The following is a 22,729-nucleotide window of genomic DNA, read 5'->3' on the forward strand; positions in this document are numbered from 1 at the left end:
GCTTGGGAAAACAGAGTTGCTGTGTATGCTTACACTTCGGTCGCAACTACTCGGCCACTGAAGTATTCATTCGCGACGATGTATGCTGTGTTGCGGACTAGTTCGTCTTGGATCTCAGCCCAGTGCCTCTCGTTGAGCTCTTCTTTTGTATGATTTACCGAGGGAATAACGCCGCCCACTCGAATGTTGAATGGTGTGAGTTCTTTTGCCCAGCTGTGAGTAAAACCTGACACCAACGCCGCCATGCTTTCAACTCCCGTAAAGTCTTCATGGTTGTCATGAGAAATGACGTTAACAATGACGCCTTTCTTGTTTCTGGCTCGAAAGCGCTCTGCTCCTACTTGGCCGTAGGTATAAAGGAAGCGTGCCGCAGACGACAAGTGATCAATGTAAGTACTCATTGGTTCTGGCGCCATTAAGCCAGGCATAGGGGAGCTGGTCCAGCAATTAACAATCACATCTGGTGTCGCACGTAGCTGTGATTCTATCTGGTCAAACAATAAGTTAATGGACGTTGTGTTATCACTACACACATTCATCGCATACACTTTGTCAGTGAAAGCGCTGATTTGCTCATAGCTCGCTCTCAAAGCGCTAGAATTTTGGTCACAAAGAATCAACGTTGCTCCAAGGTGAGCAAAGTGATTTGCACAGGTTCTTCCTATAACTGAACCTGCAGACGTGACGAGAATAATTGATTCTTTGATATCCATAGCACCTTCACTGTATCCATATGTGAAAAACAATACACCAGTGGTTTGTGCTAATAGCATGGTTGAAATTCGTTGGGTTCAGTGTGAAAGGCTTCAAACTAACGCTTTCGAGTGAGGACTATTGTGCGGTAATTTGTAAGATGTCACATTTCTGACGTGTAGGTATTGCAAGCTATTGGATAAAAAGCGGATCTCTATGCTTTAGCTTGAATTTGATGCTGACGTTGAGCCGTCACTAGCTGATTATATAGCCCAGCATCTGGGATCAGTTGTTTGTTGCGTTCGCCCAATCTGCGTCGCTCATGACCAGATAGGTTGTGATAAACCTCCTCTGGTAGGTTGAATGTGTCTTCAGGCAGGTAAGTCAGCGCATCTGGTTTTAGGTAATGGCTCAGCTTTGCGGAAGGCAATCCTGCATCGTGAAACTGTTTCGCTTGTTCAGCTGCGAGTTCATAGCTGCTGCTATTAGAACGAAGAGCTTGAGGTTGCGATAAACCCAATTGTTGGCGAAGAATACTGTCACTGGTGATGACTTCCTGGACCTCTTCAACTGGGACCACATCGCGAACATCATTAGAGAACATAGACAGAATCAGCGAGAAATCCGCACGACGACCTTCGTGTACGGCATGGTTAATACCATTACCGAACTGAAGTTCGTTGATAATTGCAGCTTTGTCTAACGTATGAATTTGCATGATGTTCCTCGCTCGATGCTCTTTTAACGGCGTGGATAAGAAAAACTTTAGTAAAAGAGGGAATTATTTAAAGGTGCTAGGGAAGGCGAAACAAAAAAGCCCGCTAAATAGCGAGCTTTTGAATAAGACTAAATTGAACTTAGGGGGAAGTATATTACTTCGCTAGGTTCTCAGCTACGAAGTCCCAGTTTACTAGAGCCCAGAAGCCGTTCATGTAATCAGGACGTACGTTGCGGTAATCGATGTAGTACGCGTGTTCCCATAGGTCAACAGTTAGAAGTGGTGTTGTACCTTCTTCTGTTAGAGGAGTAGCAGCGTTAGAAGTGTTAACGATCTCTAGAGAGCCGTCAGCTTTCTTAACCAGCCAAGTCCACGAAGAACCAAAGTTGTTGATTGCTGAATCAGTAAACTTCGCTTTGAATTCTTCAAAAGAACCGAATGCTGCGTTGATAGCGTCTGCAACTGCGCCAGTTGGCTCGCCGCCCGCATTTGGAGCAAGACAGTGCCAGTAGAACGTGTGGTTCCAGATTTGCGCTGCGTTGTTGAATACGCCACCAGTAGAAGTCTTGATGATCTCTTCTAGAGTTTTGCCTTCGAACTCAGTACCAGGGATAAGACCGTTAAGCTTAACAACGTAAGTGTTGTGGTGCTTACCGTGGTGGTAGTCTAGAGTCTCTGCTGAGATGTGTGGTTCTAGTGCGTCTTTCGCGTAAGGAAGAGCTGGTAGTTCAAATGCCATTACTCGATTCTCCATTGATTTGAAAGGATGACCTTTCGATTGCTTCCAGTGTTTTTTTATAGCTATGTCGCCTTTAAGGCTGACTTGGTAAGTATTTTAGCAAGTTTTTACTTTATTAAAACCCCGATATGAAAATATTTTAAGAGGTTAGCAGTGGTGAAGTGCTGCATTGCTCGCCAATGAGCAACCTAAAATTAAGCCTTATTAATTATATGGTTTTTATTCTGTCGTTATTGAGTAGAATGTGGCAAATAAATAAAGTTCAAACCCATGAATGAGGAAGCGATGGAAACTATCGACAAAATCAAACAGCAGATCTCTGAAAACTCAATCCTGCTGTACATGAAAGGATCACCGAAACTACCTAGCTGTGGTTTCTCTTCTCAAGCGTCACAGGCACTAATGGCATGTGGTGAGAAGTTCGCTTACGTAGACATTCTGCAAAACCCAGATATCCGTGCTGAGTTACCAAAGTACGCGCAATGGCCAACTTTCCCTCAACTATGGGTTGAAGGTGAGCTTATCGGCGGTTGTGACATTATTCTAGAAATGTTCCAAAAAGGTGAACTGCAGCCTCTAATCAAAGAAGCAGCAGCGCGCGCTGAAGATCAAGCTGAGTAATTCGTAAATACTCACATTTAGCGATAGAATACGAAGGAGCCGTACTGGCTCCTTTTTCTTTTTAGGTTAGTGGAATGAACATAAAGCTTTGTTCTGACTGCCTATCTCGTAAACCTCGCGAAGCCATGTAAATTCCGCCTAGTGTATACAAAAACTTCAATATGCATTTTAATGCATTTTGGCGCGTAATTACGATGTATGCCGCCATCTATTTCGTAAAGTCGTTTTCAAACATCATTGCTTACAGGTCTTGACAAGGGAGTTGCTACAAATGGTATTTGGTTAAGGAATTACACTAAAGGCAATTTAAGTCCCCCAGAATTTTGAGGCCAACTTATTTCGGTACAAAATGCACTCGAAGAGTAAGCCCCATCATAAATCGGCATTGGACGCTAAAAATCAAGTTTTGGAAGGATTATGACAGTTTACAAGATAATAGATAATTTAAGAGAATTTCAAACGATCTGCTCTGGTCCCGATGAAATCGCTAGCCAGTTAGGTGACTTCGACTATTTTGAGAGGATCTTGTTACAGGCAATTAAAAATCAATCTCTGCAAGATATTTGGAAGCCTGTGGAGGTAAAGTTTCAAGATGTATTTAAGCACAATTCTCTATTGCCTGATATTAGTTTGTGGGCGCGAACATATCTTGTTTTATCTCCGAGGGCATATGAAATATTGAATGATTATCTAACTGAACACGGAGAGTTTTTACCTGCTAACTACCAAGGTGGGCAATGGTATTTATATGCATCACTGACTTTTGGACAAGAAAACAAGAGAAAGTGCGTAGAAAAAATTGCATATGGGAGCCGAGATGAGTTAGATACCCTTGTTTTTATTGACGATGATGTTAAAGACAAAATGGTTTTCAAGTCTCGGCTAGAAGGAGCGGGCACCTTGTACTGTACAGATAAGTTTAAGGCTTTGTGTGAACAAAATCAGCTCAATGGCATCATGTTTTCTTCTAATTTGACAGACCCATTTAATTAGTGATTTTTATTAATATGAAAATACTATTTCTCTGATACTGGGGTTTGGAAGCACTGTAATGGTCGACGAGAAAATTAGCTTTCTCCTCTAAAACGCAGCTTTTTTAGGCCTGTTTCCTTCATGAAGAATGATTTGAAAAGTAACTTACCCATAGGTAGCACCTGGTAGTAAAACATGAGGAGTTGATAGATTAATGACGGTTTATAAAATTTTCGACTGTCACAATGAATATAAAATCGTGAGCACTACGCCTAGTTCTGTAGCTAGGCAGTTAGGTGACATTGATTTAATAGAAAAAATCGTTGTGCAGCCATTAGAAAACTTTTCTTTCAAAAGTATATGGGGTGAAGTAGATATTGAGTTTGAAGATGTTCTCAAGAAAGACTCATTACTTCCTGATATCAGTTTATGGTTACGGGTTTTCTTAGTGCTTTCCCCTAAAGCTTATGCATCTTTAAAAGAGCCATTGAGCAAAGTAGGCGAGTTCTTATCGATTCGTTATAAAGGAGAGGAATGGTACCTGTATACACCGTTGGAGTTTGGGCAAGAAGATGAAGATAAGTGCGTCCAAAAAATTGAATATGGCAGCTTAGCAGGTGTAGAGGTGTTAGTATTTAATGAAAGCGACGTTGCAGAAAAGGTTGTTTTCAAGTCAAAGATGCTAGGAGCGAGCTTTCTGTATTGTACTGAACATTTTAAGAGTTTGTGCGAACAAAATGAGCTAGGTGGGCTAGAGTTCTCAGCTGACAGACTTGTTTATCTAACCTAAGATCTACAATGAAACTTAACACGCCTCGTATAGACTGGCTTTAGAGCGAATTATTAAGATAAAGCAGTTTTTCAACTTATGAGACTGTATAATTACTCTGAGATTTTGAAGTGATTTTAAAGGTTTAATTATTAAAGTGGATATAAAGCTTTACTACGTGCATGACCCAATGTGCAGTTGGTGTTGGGGTTACAAACCAACGCTGGATAAACTAAAACAGCAACTGCCAGGTGTGATTCAGTTTGAGTATGTGGTTGGTGGTCTTGCGCCAGATACTAATTTACCGATGCCGCCCGAGATGCAACAAAAACTCGAAGGTATTTGGAAGCAGATTGAGCGCCAGTTAGGCACTAAGTTTAACTACGATTTCTGGAAGCTTTGTACGCCAGTAAGAAGCACTTACCAATCTTGTCGTGCGGTTATTGCAGCGGGCTTTCAAGACTCTTATGAGCAGATGCTAGAAGCGATTCAGCATGCGTATTACTTACGTGCGATGCCTCCTCATGAAGAAGCCACTCACTTGCAACTAGCGAGAGAAATTGGCTTGAATGTTCAGCAATTCAAGAATGACATGGATGGCTCTTTCTTAGAAGGTGTGTTCGAAGATCAATTGAGCCTTGCAAAGAGCCTAGGTGTGAGCTCTTACCCTAGCTTGGTTCTTAAAATTAACGACGCTTATTTTCCGATTGCCATCGATTACCTGTCGACAGAACCAACCTTGAAGCTGATTCGTGAGCGTATTATTGACAATATGCCAGCGCAATAACCACAGTTATGAATAACAAAAAGCCGCTCATTGAGCGGCTTTTTCGTAACTAATGTACATCCATCCAAACAATAGTATTAAAGCACCATTGCTGCAATCCAACCAAAGATGATTAGAGGGATATTGTAATGGATAAAGGTTGGAACGACTGTTTCCCAAATGTGCTCATGTTGACCGTCGGCATTTAGACCAGATGTAGGGCCTAATGTAGAGTCAGAAGCTGGAGAGCCTGCATCACCTAACGCCGCTGCAGTGCCTACCAGTGCAATCGTTGCCATCGGCGAGAAACCGAATGCTAGCGCAAGAGGAACATAGATAGTTGCAAGGATTGGAATCGTAGAGAACGATGAACCAATGCCCATTGTTACTAATAGGCCAACGATCAGCATCAGTAGTGCAGCTAAAGGCTTATTGTCACCGATGCTGGTTGATAGCGATTGTACTAGTGTTTCAACACCGCCAGTTTGCTTCATTACTGCTGCAAAACCTGCCGCTGCAATCATGATGAAGCCAATCATTGCCATCATGTGTACACCTTTAGTGAATACGTCGTGCGTCTCTTTCCATGCAATAACGCCGCCGAAAGTGAACACCATAAAGCCAGCTAGAGCACCGATAATCATTGAACCCGTGTAAAGCTGAACACCCAAAGCAGCGACAATACCAAGTGCCGCAACTAAGATGTGCTTTTTATTAATGACGTGATCGGTTTCGTCAACGACAGTCAACTCAGTTTCTTTGTAGACACGCGGTTTACGATAGCTCACAAAGATAGCCAGTAATAGACCAAACAGCATCCCTGCACCTGGCAGTAACATGGCGGTTGGGACTTGGCTTGCAACCACATTCTCCAAACCGTTGTCATGTAGGTTCTTTAATAGAATGTTGTTTAAGAAAATACCGCCGAAACCAACAGGTAAGATCATGTAAGGTGTGATCAAACCGAAGGTAAGAACACACGCGACCAAACGTCGGTCGAGCTTAAGTTTCGCGAATACGCCCAAAAGAGGTGGAATCAAAATTGGAATAAAGGCGATATGGACCGGAATTACGTTCTGAGATGACATCGTGACAAGCACTAATGCCACCAACACGGCGTACTTTAACCCGGTAGTTGACGCCGAGTTTTCTTTACCATTTAAGCGCTTGATAACACTTTTGGCCAGTAGATCCGTGATGCCTGATTTCGAGATGGCAACAGCGAAAGTACCTAACATGGCGTAGCTTAGCGCGATAGTTGCACCGCCACCTAGACCACTTTCAAATGCGGCAACCGTATCCCCAAGGCTCATGCCTGCGACTAGGCCGCCTACGATGGCACTAAACGTGAGGGCAACCACCACGTTTACGCGCATCAATGCTAACACGAGCATGACGCACACTGATATAACGACAGGATTCATACTTTTCCTAATATGTTGTGTTTACTTATTATTCTTCGTCGACAAGCGGCCAACCGCCGAGGGCCTTCCATTTGTTGACAATTCCGCAGAATAATTCTGCTGTTTTTTGTGTATCGTAAAGCGCAGAGTGTGCTTCACGGTTATCAAATTCCATCCCGGCTGTTTTGCATGCTTTAGCGAGAACTGTTTGGCCATAAGCAAGGCCACTTAATGTAGCCGTATCAAAAGTAGCAAAGGGATGAAAAGGGACTCTTTTTAGTTTACAGCGTTCATTTGCTGCGTTTACAAAACCCAAGTCGAATGCTGCGTTATGAGCAACCATAATTGCACGTGAGCAATCTGCGGCTTTTTGTTCTTTGCGAATAAGCTTATAAATTTCCTTTAGCGCCTCTTGCTCAGAAACAGCACCACGAAGAGGGCTGAAAGGGTCACGAATACCATTGAATTCAAGCGCTTCTTTTTCTAAGTTAGCGCCTTCAAATGGTTCCACATGAAAATGAATGGTGGAGGCCGGATGCAACACGCCATGTTCGTCCATTTTCAACGTAACGGCACAGATTTCTAAAAGTGCATCAGTTTGAGCATTGAAACCAGCGGTCTCAACGTCTACTACCACAGGGAAATAACCACGAAAGCGTTTTTTCAAGGTTAGAGCTTCATTTTCTAGTGTCATGTTGGCTTATTTTTGTGTGACGAAGGCTGCATTATTGCAGATTATACCGATGAGAAAAACCGCAATTTAAGAGAAAACCGGAATTCTATTTTGCATCCAATCAATAAGTTTGTATTGCATATTATGTAGACGTTTATTCGCCATACTTTGCATCGTGTAAACCGATAAAACATGAGGAAGTAAAACGCTAAGTGGCGGTTAAGGTGATTGGAACACGGTGGCTCACATTAATGTCAGTGTGACAGATAGCCCTATATTGGCGAGATTTTTGCATGCCGGTTGAGGTGGTTTTATTGATGCAAATTGACGGCAACAGACTGCCGTTTAAGAGACAGTATTAGATGAAGAAATGGCTGATTACCAGTGGTGTTGTATTTTCGTTGTTTAGCACAAGCAGCTTCGCTTTGATGGGCAAACGTTATGCTGCAACTCCACAGCAATCTCAATGGGAAATGGTGGTCAATACACCATTAGAATGTCAGCTTGTACACCCCATTCCAAGCTTTGGAGATGCGGTATTTTCATCTCGTGCGAATAAAAAAATTAATTTAGACTTTGAGTTAAAAATGCGTCGTCCGATGGGAGAAACACGTAACGTCAGTCTCATTTCTATGCCGCCACCTTGGCGACCAGGTGAACACGCCGATCGAATTACAAACCTAAAGTTTTTTAAACAGTTTGATGGTTATGTCGGAGGGCAAACAGCATGGGGCATTTTGTCTGAGCTGGAAAAAGGCCGTTATCCGACTTTTAGTTACCAAGATTGGCAGAGCCGAGATCAGAGAATTGAAGTCGCATTGTCATCAGTACTATTTCAAAACAAGTACAACGCGTTTAGCGACTGTATTTCCAACTTATTGAAATACAGTTTCGAGGACATTGCTTTTACGATTTTGCACTACGAAAGACAAGGTGATCAGTTAACCAAGGCTTCTAAAAAGCGTTTATCACAAATTGCAGATTATATCCGACATAATCAAGATATCGATCTCGTGCTGGTGGCGACGTACACAGATTCAACCGATGGTAAAAGTGCGAGTCAAAGTTTATCAGAGCGACGTGCAGAGTCACTTCGTGATTATTTTCAGTCTCTAGGGCTACCGGAAGATCGAATTCAAGTGCAAGGGTACGGCAAGCGTCGTCCTATTGCAGATAACGGTTCGCCAATAGGAAAAGACAAAAACCGCCGAGTCGTGATATCTCTAGGGCGAACCCAAGTGTGATGCTTATAAAAACGCCGAAGCTGAAAGCTTCGGCGTTTTTGATTTACTGACGTTGTTAATAATATTTTAGTGGTATTTTGCCAAGCACCTTTCGGTGATTCCTACTGTATAATTTGAATGTTAGTTTAAGCGGAATTTGGCAATGACTTCGCAATTGGTTGCGGTATCTATTTTTTCAACCTGTTTGGCAATAGCCGGATTAGGGTGACGCTTCATAAAGTCTATCAACGCCTTAGTACAGCATCCTATCGAGTCGATAAAGCTTGCACACTCTTTATTTGGGCATTGTGGGATAAGTGTTAAGACTTTCTCAGAGGCCAGTTGAAGGTATTTGAGTTCATAGTCAGTATCTCCGGCCCAACGCCAGAACTGAGCTAAGTTATGACAAGAAATCACAGAAATTAATAATCGCTCGTCCGCCTCAATTTCCACACATTCGCTAATATCTTCACTCAGGCTTAGGGCTTGCTGGTAATGAAGAATGCTGCGAACAGGGTCATCTAGTTGAAGTGCCGTATCGGCTAGAAGTGTGTGTTTTTCCCATTCACTGATCATTATCGTAATCCCGCATATCGAAGTTGCGGATAAATCTAAACGATAACCATTATCAAGTAAAGAGTTTTGTTTATAAAAGGACAGGCAGATCGCAGACCTGCCTGTAATCGGAGTTCAACTTGCAGTACAAGTGATTATTAGAAGTGCCGCTTAGCCTTCAAGACCTGCTGAAGCTTGCTTATTTTGAATAAGCTCAATCATATAACCATCTGGGTCTTTTACGAATGCAATGTGCGTGCTTCCGCCTTTTACTGGACCTGGCTCACGCGTCACATTACCGCCCGCCGCTTTGATAGCGTCGCAAGTTGTGTAGATATCGTCAACACCAATGGCGATATGACCAAAAGCGGTACCTAAGTCATACTCAGTTTTACCCCAGTTGTAAGTCAGTTCGATCACTGCACCTTGGGATTCGTCACCATAACCAAGAAACGCTAGCGTGTATTCGTACTCTTTATTTTCGTTAGTACGAAGCAGCTGCATGCCCATAACTTCAGTGTAAAACTTGATGGATTTGTCTAGATCACCTACGCGAAGCATAGTGTGGAGAATTCGACCGTTTGACATTTTTTGCTCCTAGCTTTGATTTACAAATAGCGTTAGCTATCTGGGTATACTTTCTCTTTATATTCGCACAAATCTTCGATAATGCAGCTACCGCAGCGAGGCTTTCTTGCTACGCACGTATAACGACCATGAAGAATGAGCCAGTGGTGCACATCGAGTTTGAACTCTTTTGGCACAACTTTTAATAGCTTCTGCTCGACATCATCAACCGTTTTTCCCATCGCAAATTTAGTGCGATTCGACACGCGATAAATGTGCGTATCGACGGCAATAGTTGGCCAACCAAAAGCGGTGTTGAGCACGACGTTTGCGGTCTTGCGACCTACGCCTGGTAGCGCTTCTAACGCTGCACGATCTTCAGGAACTTCACCATTGTGTTTTTCCAACAAGATCTTACAAGTCTTGATTGTGTTTTCTGCCTTTGAGTTAAACAAACCGATGGTCTTTATGTATTCTTTTAAGCCATCGACTCCCAAATCAAGAATGCTTTGAGGTGTATTCGCTACAGGGAAAAGCTTATCGGTGGCTTTATTGACGCTTACATCGGTTGCTTGAGCTGATAGTAATACAGCGATTAGCAGCTCAAAAGGGGAGCTCCAGTTAAGCTCAGTTTGAGGATTCGGATTGTTTTCTCGTAATCGCTCAAGAATTTCGATTCTTTTTATTTTGTTCATTGCTGACTTCCAATACCGTCTCTGCGGTTTATGAAAAAGGCTCCTATGACAGAGCCTTATCTTGTTATGCGTTAGTGACGCGAGCACGTTCTATGGTTGGTTTTTCTTCTTTTGGTTGACGTGCCTGAATTGAATTATCTATGACATTTTTGAGCGCTATCAACAGCCCAACACCGATAAATGCACCAGGTGGGAGAAGCGCTAACAGGAAGCTATTGTCAAATTGGAAAACTTGAATCCGTAGAGCTGAAGCCCAGTCTCCTAGGAGAAGGTCTGCTCCGTCGAATAGTGTGCCATTACCAATTAATTCGCGCATGGCACCTAAAACAACCAAGACGCTCGTCATACCAAGGCCCATCCACAAACCATCTAGCGCAGCGGGCGCAACATCATTTTTTGAAGCATATGCTTCAGCTCGACCAATAATGATGCAGTTGGTTACAATCAGAGGAATAAAGATACCAAGAGATAGGTATAAACCATACGCATAGGCATTCATCAATAACTGAACACAGGTAACGAGAGAGGCAATGATCATCACGAACACAGGAATGCGGATCTCTTTTGGTACGTAATTACGAATAAGAGAAACCGTGACGTTGGAGCCGACCAGCACTAATAAGGTTGCAATACCAAGACCTAAGGCATTGGTTATCGTGGAAGAAACCGCTAGTAGTGGACACAGACCCAGCAGCTGTACGAGAGCAGGGTTATTGCTCCACATACCGTTTTTCATCAGCAATTTATTTTCACTCATTACTGCTCTCCTTCACAGCCCAAAGGCTGGCTAAGAATGTCTTCACGAGATTGGTTTACGTAGTTAACGGTATTTCGCACCACTTTTACGACGGCTCTAGGCGTGATCGTTGCACCAGTAAATTGATCGAAATCACCACCATCTTTACGAACTTTCCATGAGTTCCAGTTACTTTCCGTGACTTGTTTGCCCGTAAAGCTCAGGATCCAGTCGGTGACACGAAGATCGATTTTATCGCCCAGACCAGGGGTTTCTTGGTGGTTTAGGACGCGTGTCCCCAAAATATTGCCCTGATTATCAATCCCAGTAATCACTTTTATCTCACCATTGTAGCCATCTGGCGCGATAGATTCTATTGCGATTGCTGTTGGTTCACCATTCTTCGTGGCGAGGTAGGCTGGCATCGCACGTAATGTCCCCAGATCTGGAGACGTGACCATTGTACAAGCTTGCGTGAGTGCGTTGTCATGCATGTTTTCTGGAATGACTTGATTCAAAACAGAAAGTAATTGTTTTTGCTCTTGTACCTTGATTTGGTCTTTTGTTAGGTACTGAGTAAGGGCGACTAATCCGGTTGTTGCACATGCAAACATCGCGAGTGTCAGACCATTTTTTCTAATAGCGGTTAACATGTTTACCTCAGTGACCGTAAGTTCTAGGTTTGGTGTAGTAATCGATCAGTGGCACACACATATTTGCAAGCAACACTGCAAATGCAACACCATCTGGGAAACCGCCCCAACTGCGAATGATAAAAACCAAAGCACCAATAAGCGCACCGAAGATTAAACGTCCTTTGACGGTGGTAGACGCCGAAACGGGATCGGTTGCAATAAAGAATGCGCCAAGCATGGTTGCACCAGATAACAAGTGTAAAACTGGCGACGCAGTTTCCCCTGGCGTCAGCAACGTGAACACTAGGCTAAACAGAGTCAGACTCGCAAGGAAACCTGCTGGAATATACCATTGGATGATACGCTTTTTGATCATGACTATGCCGCCAAGAAGGTAAGCAAGGTTTACCCATTGCCAACCAATACCACCTAAGCCATCAAATATTGGCTGCGACATTACTTCGCTTGGAGTGGCACCTGTAAGAATGCCAGTCTTAAATGCATCAAGTGGTGTCGCCATTGTCACGCCGTCAACACCTGAGCGAACTTGCTGAAGTGATAAGCCGTCGTAATCATAGCCCGTAAAAATTAAAGAGAGTGTATCTGCAAAATTTACATGATCAGGTATGAGTGATGTCGGTGCACTCCAACTCGTCATTTGTACTGGGAAAGAGATCAACAAGACCACATAAGCGACCATTGCAGGGTTGAATAAGTTTTGTCCAAGGCCACCATAGAGGTGTTTAGCGATTACTATCGCAAAAATAAGCCCGATCACCATAATCCACCACGGAGACCATGGTGGTATAGCAACGGCTAATAACCAAGCGGTAACTATTGCACTGTTATCACGTAGCGCTCTCATTGGTGAGCGTTTACGACAGATCATGACTAAGGCTTCAAGGGATACAGCGACTGCAATGGCAAAAATCAGCTGAATAAGCGTACCCCAGCCAAAGAAGTAGGTTTGAGCTACTAAACCTGGAAGTGCGCAAAGTGCCACCCATTTCATTAAGTCTGGCGTACTACGACGACTGTGGGTATGCGGTGAACTGGCAATAAAAAACGACACTACTCGTTCTCCTCAGTATTATTTTTATTAGCTTCTTGTTGCGCTTTGCGTGCCTTCGCGCGCGCAATTGCTGCGGCAACCGCGGCTTTCTTCGGATCCACTTCTGGTTCTTCGGAGGTTGCTTCTTCAACAGGCTCTGTTTGCGTTTCTTGCTTCGCTTTGCGCGCTTTGGCTCGAGCGATGGCAGCAGCCACGGCGGCTTTTTTCGGATCGTCGGTTTGCTCGGCAGGTGCTTCAGCTTCTTCCGCTTCAGTTGAGTCTGCTTGTTTCGCTTTACGAGCCTTCGCGCGTGCAATTGCTGCGGCAACCGCGGCTTTTTTCGGATCCACTTCTGGTTCTTCAGAAGTTGCGTCTTCAACAGGCTCAGTTTGCGTTTCTTGCTTCGCTTTGCGCGCTTTGGCTCGAGCGATGGCAGCAGCCACGGCGGCTTTCTTCGGATCTTCGGTTTGCTCGGCAGGTGCGTCAGCTTCTTCCGCTTCAGTTGAGTCTGCTTGTTTCGCTTTACGCGCTTTGGCACGTGCAATGGCAGCAGCCACTGCGGCTTTCTTCGGATCGTCGGTTTGCTCAGCAGGTGCTTTAGCTTCTTCCGCTTCAGTTGAGTCTGCTTGTTTCGCTTTACGTGCTTTGGCACGTGCAATCGCGGCAGCCACGGCGGCTTTTTTCGGATCTTTGGTTTGCTCGGCAGGTGCTTCGGCTTCTTCCGCTTCAATTGAGTCTGCTTGCTTCGCTTTTCGTGCTTTGGCACGTGCAATCGCAGCAGCCACGGCGGCTTTCTTCGGATCGTCGGTTTGCTCAGCAGGTGCTTTAGCTTCTTCCGCTTCAGTTGAGTCTGCTTGCTTAGCTTTGCGCGCTTTGGCTCGAGCAATTGCAGCGGCAACTGCGGCTTTTTTCGGATCGTCGGTTTGCTCAGCAGGTGCGTCAGCTTCTTCCGCTTCAGTTGAGTCTGCTTGCTTCGCTTTACGTGCTTTGGCACGTGCAATGGCAGCAGCAACCGCGGCTTTCTTCGGATCGCTGTCTTGCTGTGCAGACGTTTCCGATTCTACAGATTCAGTTGAATCTTCTTGTTGTGCTTTTTTCGCTTTAGCTCGGGCGATGGCGGCCGCTACTGCCGACTTTTTATCATCAGCGTTATTGTCTGGCGTTTCGCCTTGTTCTTTTTGCGCTTTCCGTTCGCGAGCAAGACGTTTGCGTTCTTCGCGCAGTTTTGCCATTTCTGAGTTATCAGGTTCACTAGAGCCTGCTTTAGCTGCTGCCGCTTGTTTAGCCTTCGCTTTGGCAATGGCTGCCGCTACGGCTGGTTTTACTGCTGGCTCTGCTTTTTCAGTGGTTTCTGTCTTTTGAGCTTTCACTCGTGCGATCGCTGCTGCTATCGCATCATCGCTGCCAGAAGACTTCATCTCTTTTCGGCGTTGATCGGCAGCTTTCTTGAAGCGATTTTCACGTTCTGCTTTTTCTCGTTCCATACGCGCTTTTTTCTCTTCAAAACGCAGTTTTGCTCGCTCTGCAGCTTCCGCTTCTTGTGCTCTAGTTCTAATTTCTGCTTTCGCTTGGCGGTAGTACTGTACGAGCGGAATTTCACTTGGACATACAAACGCACAAGCGCCGCACTCGATACAATCCTTTAAGTTTAATTCTTCGAGTTTGTCATACTCTTCAGCTTTTGCATGCCATTGCAGTTGTTGAGGCAGCAGCGAAGCAGGGCACGCTTCTGCACATTGGCTACAGCGAATACATTCCATCTCATACTGGTGCGGAGAGATCTCACGACGAGTCGGAGCAAGGATACAGTTTGCTGTCTTGGTAATCGGCACTTGGGAGTGAGGAAGGGTAAAGCCCATCATTGGCCCACCCATAATTAAACGCTGTAACTTCTTATCTGCTTTATAGCCAAACTCATCCAACAGTGCTTGTACTGGTGTCCCTAACAATGCCCAAACGTTGCGTGGTTGTTTGAAGGTTTTACCAGTGAGAGTCACGATGCGCTTTATCATCGGTTCACCGTCGATGACTGCGCGTTTTATAGCGTAAAGAGAACCAACATTCTGAACCAAAATACCAATATCGGCTGGAATCGCGCCACTTGGTACTTCTTTATTGGTTAAAATTTTGATCAGCTGTTTTTCACCGCCAGAAGGATATTTAGTTGGGATAACGCGAATAACGATATCTTTGTTTATAGCCGCAGCTTCTAGCGCTTTGATTGCTTCTGGTTTGTTGTCTTCAATGCCAATAATCGTGAGCTTTGGTGTCAGGATATGTTCGACAATTTCGATACCTTGAATAAGCTCTTCGGCATGTTCTTGCATGAGCTTGTCATCAGACGTGATGTATGGCTCGCACTCTGCTGCATTAACGATAAGAATCTCGGTACGAGCAAAACCTGATTGGATTTTTTTTGCAGTAGGGAAGCCTGCGCCACCCATACCAGAAATACCAGCGAGACGAATAATATCAATCAGTGCGTCAGGGGTTTCTTGTTGGTAATCTGCGACGGGGTTTCTTTCACACCATGCATCTTTCCTATCAGGCGTGATGACTGCGCACAATTCACTTAACCCAGAAGGGTGCGCGACAGTTCGTGGCTCAATCGCGGTGAGCGTACCTGATGTTGGAGCATGCACTGGAACCGTAAAGCCGGTCTCCGATTGCGTTAATGGCTGACCTTTTAATACGTAGTCACCTTCGGCAACCAGTAGGTTACCCGCTTTACCAATGTGCTGTTTTAGCGGCAATACAATTTCTGACGGGATAGCCGCATGAGCGAGTTCAGTTTTGTTGGACTGCTTTTTATTTTCTGCCGGATGCACACCACCTGGGAAATCCCAAAGCGCGCCTGTACGAATTTGTTCAATCAAAGACAACATGTGAAACCTTACTTAATTGAATCTTTCACGTTCGCTGCATTGTCGGCAGCATCCGTAATGTTAAGTACCGGAATGGAGTGAAGTTGCCACTTCCAGCTTTCTGTGGTCGTTGCCACAGGAATCATTTCAATACAATCAGTCGGACATGGGGCAACACACAAGTCACAGCCCGTACATTCGTCTTTGATTACGGTATGGACCGCCTTTGTTCCGCCTACAATTGCATCCACCGGACACGCCTGAATACACTTAGTGCAGCCAATACACATGTCTTCATGAATAAACGCAACGGTTGGAATTTTGCTGTCGAGATCGTGCGCAGATTCTTCTGGCTCAACACCCATTAAGTCGGCGAGCTTTTCGATTGTTGCCTGACCACCAGGGGGACATTTGTTGATGTGGTCGCCATTTGCAATTGCTTCAGCATAAGGGCGGCAACCAGGGTAGCCACATTGACCGCATTGAGTTTGCGGTAAAATGGCGTCGATTTGATCCACAATAGGGTCCGCTTCAACTTTAAAGCGAATAGAAGCAAAACCAAGTATCGCGCCGAAAATCGCAGCCAGAACCGCTAACGCGATAATCGCAATTAAAATCGTACTCATCGCTTACTTCACCAAACCTGTAAAGCCCATAAAGGCGAGTGACATTAAACCTGCTGTAATCATTGCTATTGACGCACCTTTAAAAGGCACAGGAACGTCGGCGGCGGCTATGCGCTCTCGCATGGATGCAAAAAGTATCAACACCAATGAGAAACCAACAGCGGCGCCGAAGCCGTAGATGATCGATTCAATAAAGTTATGGTTTTCATTAATGTTAAGAAGTGCCACGCCCAATACTGCGCAGTTTGTTGTGATCAGCGGTAAGAAAATGCCAAGCAAGCGATAAAGCGTCGGGCTGGTTTTGTGCACAACCATTTCGGTGAACTGCACCACAACGGCTATCACCAAAATAAAACTCATGGTTCGAAGGTACTCAATACCTAGTGGACGAAGGATGTAGCTTTCCACTAAATACGCACACACTGACGCGAGCGTTAGCACAAAAGTTGTCGCTAAGCCCATACCTATTGCTGTTTCCAGTTTTTTGGACACACCCATGAAAGGACATAGGCCCAAAAACTTCACCAGTACAAAGTTGTTCACCAGCACAGTGCCGACCAACAACAAAACATATTCGGTCATAGTTATTACGTTCTTAAAATCCGATCTTGATATTATCGTGTTTTGTGACACCAATAACAACCAGTGAACGATGTGGTTTTACATACACGATGGAAAAATAGTCGTCTAATTGATGTATTTTGATGAATCAATAAGAAATTGAATCGTTTGCTGAATGTATTGTTAGCGAGAGGATACTACCTATTAATTTTCATCTAATGTGTGATTTTAAAAAAAGCCCGCCTCTCCCAGGTAGAAAAGAGAAGCGGGCAATGCATATTTACAAGCTAATTATTTAAATCTTCTGAGTGCTTGATGGACTATGTTTATATCTTACTTGTGAAAGTACGAGTGATGACGTCTTGCTGTTGCTCTGTCGTTAGAGAGTTAAAACGTACCGCATAACCAGACACTCGAATCGTCAACTGAGGGTATTTCTCTGGATGTTCAACCGCATCCAATAACATCTCTCGGTCTAGAACGTTGACGTTAAGGTGTTGACCACCTTCAATCGCAATACCCTCGTTGCTTGCTTCGTGATGGAAGTAACCATCCATTAGCGCAGCTAGGTTCTTCTTCTGACTCAAGTCATCTTTACCCAATGCGCTCGGCACAATTGAGAAAGTGTAAGAAATACCATCTTTAGCGTAAGCAAACGGTAATTTAGAAACCGATGCCAGAGACGCAACCGCCCCTTTTTCATCACGACCGTGCATTGGGTTTGCACCCGGGCCAAAAGGCATACCTGCGCGACGGCCATCTGGTGTATTACCCGTTTTTTTGCCGTAAACCACGTTAGATGTGATCGTTAGGATCGATTGAGTTGGCACTGCTTCGCGGTAGGTGTGCATCTTCTGAATTTTCTTCATGAAGCGCTCAACCAGATCACAAGCGATGTCATCAACACGGGCATCATTGTTACCAAATTTTGGATAATCACCTTCGATTTCAAAATCAACGGCGATGCCATCTTCATCACGAACAGGCTTTACCGTTGCGTATTTAATTGCTGCCAAAGAGTCTGCGACAACAGACAGACCTGCAATACCACACGCCATCGTGCGGTGCACGTCGCGATCCATCAGTGCCATCAGTGACGCTTCGTAGCTGTAACGGTCATGTGAGTAATGGATGATGTTCAACGCTGTGACGTATTGCGTTGCTAACCATTCCAACATGTTGTCGAAACGATGCATCAAAGCGTCAAAGTCGAGAATTTCATCTTGAACTTTGTCCACTACCGGACCCACTTGCGCTTTCGATTTTTCATCGATACCACCATTGATGGTGTAAAGCAGTGCTTTTGCAAGGTTGGCACGTGCACCAAAGAATTGCATGTGCTGACCAACAACCTGCGGGCTCACACAACAGGCAATCGCGTAGTCGTCATTGTTGAAATCAGGGCGCATTAGATCGTCGTTTTCGTATTGAACCGAAGAGGTATCAATCGACACTTTTGCAGCGTATTGCTTGAACGCTTCAGGTAATTGCTCTGACCAAAGAATCGTCATGTTTGGCTCAGGAGCAGGGCCCATAGTATGTAGTGTATGTAAGTACCGGAATGTCGTTTTAGATACTAGCGTACGGCCATCAACGCCCATACCAGCCATGGCTTCGGTTGCCCAGATTGGGTCGCCAGAGAACAATGAATCGTATTCTGGTGTGCGTAGGAAGCGAACCATGCGTAGCTTCATGATGAAGTGATCAATCATTTCTTGCGCTTGTGATTCATCAATCAAACCGTTTGCGATATCGCGTTCTAGATAGACGTCTAGGAAAGTCGAAGTACGGCCCAGTGACATTGCTGCGCCGTTTTGCGATTTAACCGCCGCTAGGTAGCCAAAGTAGGTAAATTGGATCGCTTCTTGTGCTGTTTTTGCAGGTAGCGACATATCAATGCCGTATTTCAGACCCATTTGACGAATGTCTTCAAGCGCTTGAACTTGATCGGCTATTTCTTCGCGCAGACGAAGTGTTTTCTCAAGATCGTTGCCTTGTTCTAAGAACGTTTGTGTTGAGTTGTATTGTTCTTTTTTGTCTGCTTTTAAGAAGTCGATACCGTATAGGGCGAGACGGCGATAGTCACCAATGATACGACCACGGCCATAGGCATCAGGAAGGCCCGTGATGATGCCGGATTTACGACAGGCTAGAATTTCTTTGGTGTAAAGGTCGAAACACGCTTTGTTGTGAGTTTTACGGTATTCAGTGAAGATCTTTTCAACCGTTGGATCCAGTTCGCGGCCATAAACTTCGCACGAGTTTTTTACCATGCGAATCCCGCCATTGGCGATGATTGCACGTTTTAGCGGTTGATCAGTTTGTAAGCCAACGATCTTTTCCAGATCTTTGTTGATGTAGCCTGCATCGTGGGAAGTGATTGTTGAGGGCAAGTCTGTGTCAAAATCAATAGGGGCGTGTGTGCGGCTTTCTTGTTTTATGCCTTCAAGCACTTGGTTCCATAATGCTGAAGTGGATTTGCTAACCTCGGCTAAGAAAGACTCGTCTCCCTCATAGGGTGTATAGTTTTTTTGGATGAAGTCACGAGTGTTGACAGAGTTTTGCCATTCACCAGCAGTAAATCCAGCCCATGCATCTAGCATGTCAGTTGTCGGAATAGTCATAAGTAAATCCCTAAGTTATTGATAATTAGAATGGAGGCGACGAGTAGGACGGAACCATTCTTAACCTTTTTAATCGTATGGATTTATTTGTTATGAGTAAAATGAATGCTTTTCATTTTTTTAATGATTAAATTGCATTAATAATAGATTCAACTATTTACGATTGTGTTTTGCTAGAAAAGAGACAGAATTAAATGTGTGGTGCTGTGAGAACACTATCTATAACAATGTTATGAGTTCTGTAATTTGAACTTATTTCGGTGTGATTTTATGACGCCTAGATTGGCTTAGATTTCATGGCGATTAAGATACAAAAAAAGCCGTGTCTTGCGACACGGCTTTTCTATAATCTGGCTCCTCCTGCTGGGCTCGAACCAGCGACCTGCGGATTAACAGTCCGTCGCTCTACCAACTGAGCTAAGGAGGAATTGCTTTGCTTGAAAGCGGGACGAATCTTACCGAGCACTCAAACTACTGTCAACAGTAAAAAAATACATTTTTAGCAAAAAATATTGAGTTAAGGGCTTTACTTTTCTGTATGGCTTGCCAGTAAAGGCTCGAGGTTAGTTATCCACTAAATTTGTGGATAAGTATGTTGATGAGATCTGGGTAAAGAAAACCGATATGCAACTAAGTTTTTATTTGATGAATTTTTAGTCGGAGTTATGCGTAAAATAAGCAAATAAAACAGAGATTTATCGATGTTAATCAAAAGGTATTCAAAGTGGATAAAAATCAATCTTTTGGGGATAAGAAAGTTTTAAGCTAATTTTTGGGGAAAAGTTGTGGAAACTATAATGTGAAGAATGTGTGTAGCTCTTCAACTAGGGCGAAGTACTATATCAGAGTCACTTTTGTATGGCTATAGCATTCTAGACAAACAAGAAAATTTATTAACAATGATGGTTAGATTCTCGATAGACGTAGATTTCATTAGCTAAGGTGTATATATATACAGCCAAAGCGCAGTAAAATTGAGGAAGGGTATGAGTAAAGTCTATGAATTGGTCTCCGATTATCAGCCGTCGGGCGATCAACCAGGAGCGATCAATCAGTTGCTTGAGGGGCTCGATGCTGGGCTAGCACATCAAACATTGTTGGGGGTCACAGGCTCAGGTAAAACCTTCACACTAGCGAATGTGATTGCTCAAGCCCAACGACCTGCAATATTACTTGCGCCAAACAAAACGCTTGCTGCTCAGTTATATGGTGAGATGAAGTCATTCTTTCCTAATAATGCGGTTGAGTATTTTGTTTCTTACTACGATTACTACCAACCTGAAGCATACGTTCCCACAACAGATACTTTCATTGAAAAGGACGCTTCGGTTAACGCCCACATTGAGCAAATGCGACTGTCTGCCACTAAAGCTTTATTGGAACGGAAAGACGCTATTATCGTTGCTTCGGTTTCAGCTATCTATGGTTTGGGTGATCCGGAATCCTACTTACAAATGATGCTTCATTTGCGACGTGGAGATGTGATTGATCAGCGTGATATGCTTCGTCGCCTAGCGGAGCTCCAATACTCGCGCAATGACGTTGCATTTGAGCGTGGCCAATTCCGTGTTCGAGGTGAAGTGATTGACATCTTCCCAGCCGAATCAGACCAAGACGCTGTGCGCGTTGAGATGTTTGACGATGAGGTGGATTGCATCAGTGTGTTCGACCCATTGACAGGCGTGGTCAAACAACGAGACTTGCCGCGCTATACCATCTATCCCAAGACGCACTATGTCACGCCAAGAGATCGCATTCTTGAAGCGATTGAAAATATTAAAGTCGAACTAGAAGTGCGCAAAAAGCAGCTTCTAGATAACAACAAGCTACTGGAAGAGCAGCGAATTAGCCAGCGCACTCAATTCGATATCGAAATGATGAATGAGTTGGGCTTTTGCTCCGGTATCGAAAACTATTCTCGTTATCTCAGTGGACGCTCGGAAGGTGAGCCGCCACCAACCCTGTTTGACTACTTACCTCATGATGGCTTGTTGATCATCGATGAATCTCACGTGACAGTACCGCAGATAGGTGCCATGTATAAAGGTGACCGTTCGCGTAAAGAAACGCTGGTGGAGTTTGGTTTCCGGTTACCTTCAGCTTTGGATAATCGTCCACTGAAGTTTGAGGAGTTTGAAGCACTAGCGCCACAAACGATTTTCGTCTCTGCTACGCCCGGAAATTACGAACTAGAAAAATCGGCGGGTGATGTGGCGGATCAAGTCGTTCGTCCTACAGGCTTGCTTGACCCTGAGTTGGAGGTTCGCCCAGTAGCGACCCAAGTCGACGACCTATTGTCTGAGATTCGTATTCGCGCTGCTAAAGATGAACGAGTTCTGGTTACAACACTGACCAAACGAATGGCTGAAGATCTCACCGAATACCTTCACGAACATGATGTTAAGGTACGTTATTTACACTCAGACATTGATACTGTTGAGCGTGTGGAAATTATCCGTGACCTTCGTCTTGGGGAATTTGACGTGCTGGTGGGAATAAACTTATTGAGAGAGGGCCTGGATATGCCAGAGGTCTCGTTAGTTGCAATTTTGGATGCGGATAAAGAGGGCTTCTTGCGGTCTGAACGCTCACTCATTCAGACCATTGGTCGTGCTGCGCGAAACATCGAAGGTAAGGCGATTCTATACGCTGACCGAATCACCAACTCAATGAAAAAGGCGATGGATGAAACTAACCGTCGTCGCGAGAAGCAGGAAGCGTACAACGAAGAAATGGGTATTTCGCCACAAGCGCTCAAACGAAATATCAAAGACATAATGGAACTTGGCGATATCACTAAGTCTAAACGCCAGCGTAACACTAAACAGGTACCATTATCGAAAGTGGCGGAGCCTTCGCAAACTTACGAGGCACTGTCCCCTCAGCAGCTAGAAAAAGAAATCAGTCGACTGGAGGCGGCGATGTATCAGCATGCGCAAGATTTAGAATTTGAGTTAGCGGCACAAAAGCGTGACGAGATTGAAAAACTACGAGCGCAGTTCATCGCAAATAGTTGAACAAACTTACCGATTTAGCTATCCAAGCATTTTAGGTCGCTTGTAAAAAAAAAGAAGCCAATAGGCAGTCGGGTCTATTGGCTTGTTTTGTGAACATATCGTTCACTAACAACGTCAGTTGGCTAGGTGACCCGAGGGGTCACTATCGTTACAGCATGGTTTGTGCCACTTTTTAAATAATTGATATTATTTTTGAATTTTTTCCTTTGCCCATAATTTAG

The 22,729-nt window shown here is 44.3% G+C and carries 21 protein-coding genes and 1 tRNA gene; 6 read left to right on the forward strand and 16 right to left on the reverse strand.

Translation table 11 applies throughout. From position 1 onward, the window contains the following. Nucleotides 1-29: 29 nt before the first annotated feature. From NL626_RS10635 to sodB, 3 genes are all read right to left on the reverse strand, one after another. Nucleotides 30-773, reverse strand: coding sequence for an SDR family oxidoreductase (locus tag NL626_RS10635; protein WP_005380732.1), 744 nt, complete (start codon nt 771-773; stop codon nt 30-32). A gap of 134 nt (nt 774-907) precedes the next feature. After that, complete coding sequence (locus NL626_RS10640; RefSeq protein ID WP_213874813.1) at nt 908-1,411, reverse strand: VC2046/SO_2500 family protein; 504 nt, start codon at nt 1,409-1,411, stop codon at nt 908-910. 154 nt (nt 1,412-1,565) lie between these two features. Continuing rightward, entirely contained in the window at nt 1,566-2,150 is a 585-nt protein-coding gene (gene sodB, locus NL626_RS10645) for a superoxide dismutase [Fe] (RefSeq protein WP_005396533.1), read from the reverse strand. Between the two features lie 285 nt (nt 2,151-2,435). Here sodB and NL626_RS10650 point away from each other — a divergent pair, with 285 nt between their 5' ends. The 4 genes from NL626_RS10650 to NL626_RS10665 all read left to right on the forward strand — a co-directional run bounded on the left by NL626_RS10650 (nt 2,436) and on the right by NL626_RS10665 (nt 5,299). Further along, nucleotides 2,436-2,771, forward strand: coding sequence for a Grx4 family monothiol glutaredoxin (locus NL626_RS10650; protein WP_017635833.1), 336 nt, complete (start codon nt 2,436-2,438; stop codon nt 2,769-2,771). A gap of 417 nt (nt 2,772-3,188) precedes the next feature. After that, nucleotides 3,189-3,764, forward strand: a complete 576-nt coding sequence (locus NL626_RS10655; RefSeq protein ID WP_065274721.1) for a hypothetical protein — start codon at nt 3,189-3,191, stop codon at nt 3,762-3,764. A 193-nt stretch (nt 3,765-3,957) separates the two neighbouring features. Beyond that, complete coding sequence (locus NL626_RS10660) at nt 3,958-4,533, forward strand: hypothetical protein (protein ID WP_065274720.1); 576 nt, start codon at nt 3,958-3,960, stop codon at nt 4,531-4,533. Between the two features lie 136 nt (nt 4,534-4,669). Further along, the gene (locus NL626_RS10665; RefSeq protein ID WP_017821191.1) at nt 4,670-5,299 is read left to right on the forward strand and encodes a DsbA family protein; all 630 of its coding nucleotides are present in this window, start codon (nt 4,670-4,672) and stop codon (nt 5,297-5,299) included. A gap of 77 nt (nt 5,300-5,376) precedes the next feature. Here NL626_RS10665 and NL626_RS10670 read toward each other — a convergent pair whose 3' ends face one another. Next, the gene (locus tag NL626_RS10670; protein ID WP_017821192.1) at nt 5,377-6,702 is read right to left on the reverse strand and encodes a Na+/H+ antiporter family protein; all 1,326 of its coding nucleotides are present in this window, start codon (nt 6,700-6,702) and stop codon (nt 5,377-5,379) included. 28 nt (nt 6,703-6,730) lie between these two features. Then, the gene (gene rnt / locus NL626_RS10675) at nt 6,731-7,375 is read right to left on the reverse strand and encodes a ribonuclease T (protein ID WP_005384888.1); all 645 of its coding nucleotides are present in this window, start codon (nt 7,373-7,375) and stop codon (nt 6,731-6,733) included. A 341-nt stretch (nt 7,376-7,716) separates the two neighbouring features. Between rnt and NL626_RS10680 the strand changes: the two genes are divergently transcribed. Next, on the forward strand, nt 7,717-8,598 hold the full coding sequence (locus NL626_RS10680) for an OmpA family protein (RefSeq protein ID WP_005384887.1): 882 nt from the start codon (nt 7,717-7,719) through the stop codon (nt 8,596-8,598). Nucleotides 8,599-8,718: 120 nt separating this feature from the next. On the opposite strand, the gene NL626_RS10685 is transcribed toward NL626_RS10680, so the two are convergent. From NL626_RS10685 to NL626_RS10735, 11 genes are all read right to left on the reverse strand, one after another. Further along, a complete protein-coding gene (locus NL626_RS10685; protein WP_005384886.1) occupies nt 8,719-9,153 on the reverse strand; it encodes a DUF2753 domain-containing protein in 435 nt (144 codons plus the stop codon). A gap of 150 nt (nt 9,154-9,303) precedes the next feature. Further along, complete coding sequence (gene gloA, locus NL626_RS10690; RefSeq protein WP_005380739.1) at nt 9,304-9,720, reverse strand: lactoylglutathione lyase; 417 nt, start codon at nt 9,718-9,720, stop codon at nt 9,304-9,306. 32 nt (nt 9,721-9,752) lie between these two features. Then, nucleotides 9,753-10,394: an endonuclease III gene (gene nth, locus NL626_RS10695; protein WP_005380743.1), complete on the reverse strand. Its 642-nt coding sequence runs from the start codon at nt 10,392-10,394 to the stop codon at nt 9,753-9,755. Nucleotides 10,395-10,458: 64 nt separating this feature from the next. Next, the gene (locus NL626_RS10700) at nt 10,459-11,151 is read right to left on the reverse strand and encodes an electron transport complex subunit E (protein ID WP_005384881.1); all 693 of its coding nucleotides are present in this window, start codon (nt 11,149-11,151) and stop codon (nt 10,459-10,461) included. Beyond that, a complete protein-coding gene (rsxG, locus tag NL626_RS10705; protein WP_205390966.1) occupies nt 11,151-11,783 on the reverse strand; it encodes an electron transport complex subunit RsxG in 633 nt (210 codons plus the stop codon). The genes NL626_RS10700 and rsxG overlap by 1 nt, the downstream gene beginning before the upstream one ends. A gap of 7 nt (nt 11,784-11,790) precedes the next feature. Beyond that, a complete protein-coding gene (gene rsxD / locus NL626_RS10710; RefSeq protein ID WP_005390256.1) occupies nt 11,791-12,837 on the reverse strand; it encodes an electron transport complex subunit RsxD in 1,047 nt (348 codons plus the stop codon). After that, nucleotides 12,837-15,701 carry an electron transport complex subunit RsxC gene (gene rsxC, locus NL626_RS10715; protein ID WP_253657329.1) on the reverse strand — a complete coding sequence of 955 codons (2,865 nt, stop codon included), beginning with the start codon at nt 15,699-15,701 and terminating at the stop codon, nt 12,837-12,839. The genes rsxD and rsxC overlap by 1 nt, the downstream gene beginning before the upstream one ends. Before the next feature lie 8 nt (nt 15,702-15,709). Then, nucleotides 15,710-16,306 (reverse strand): electron transport complex subunit RsxB, encoded by a 597-nt coding sequence (gene rsxB, locus NL626_RS10720; protein ID WP_005380760.1) that lies wholly within the window; start codon nt 16,304-16,306, stop codon nt 15,710-15,712. Between the two features lie 3 nt (nt 16,307-16,309). After that, complete coding sequence (gene rsxA, locus NL626_RS10725; protein ID WP_005380762.1) at nt 16,310-16,888, reverse strand: electron transport complex subunit RsxA; 579 nt, start codon at nt 16,886-16,888, stop codon at nt 16,310-16,312. 305 nt (nt 16,889-17,193) lie between these two features. Next, complete coding sequence (gene pflB, locus NL626_RS10730; protein WP_253657330.1) at nt 17,194-19,491, reverse strand: formate C-acetyltransferase; 2,298 nt, start codon at nt 19,489-19,491, stop codon at nt 17,194-17,196. Between the two features lie 351 nt (nt 19,492-19,842). Next, nucleotides 19,843-19,918 (reverse strand) — tRNA-Asn (locus NL626_RS10735). 559 nt (nt 19,919-20,477) lie between these two features. Here NL626_RS10735 and uvrB point away from each other — a divergent pair. Continuing rightward, the gene (gene uvrB / locus NL626_RS10740) at nt 20,478-22,508 is read left to right on the forward strand and encodes an excinuclease ABC subunit UvrB (RefSeq protein WP_017636056.1); all 2,031 of its coding nucleotides are present in this window, start codon (nt 20,478-20,480) and stop codon (nt 22,506-22,508) included. Nucleotides 22,509-22,729 lie beyond the last annotated feature (221 nt).

The organism is Vibrio sp. Y58_MX_L22, from assembly GCF_024181865.1.
Lineage (GTDB): Bacteria > Pseudomonadota > Gammaproteobacteria > Enterobacterales > Vibrionaceae > Vibrio > Vibrio alginolyticus.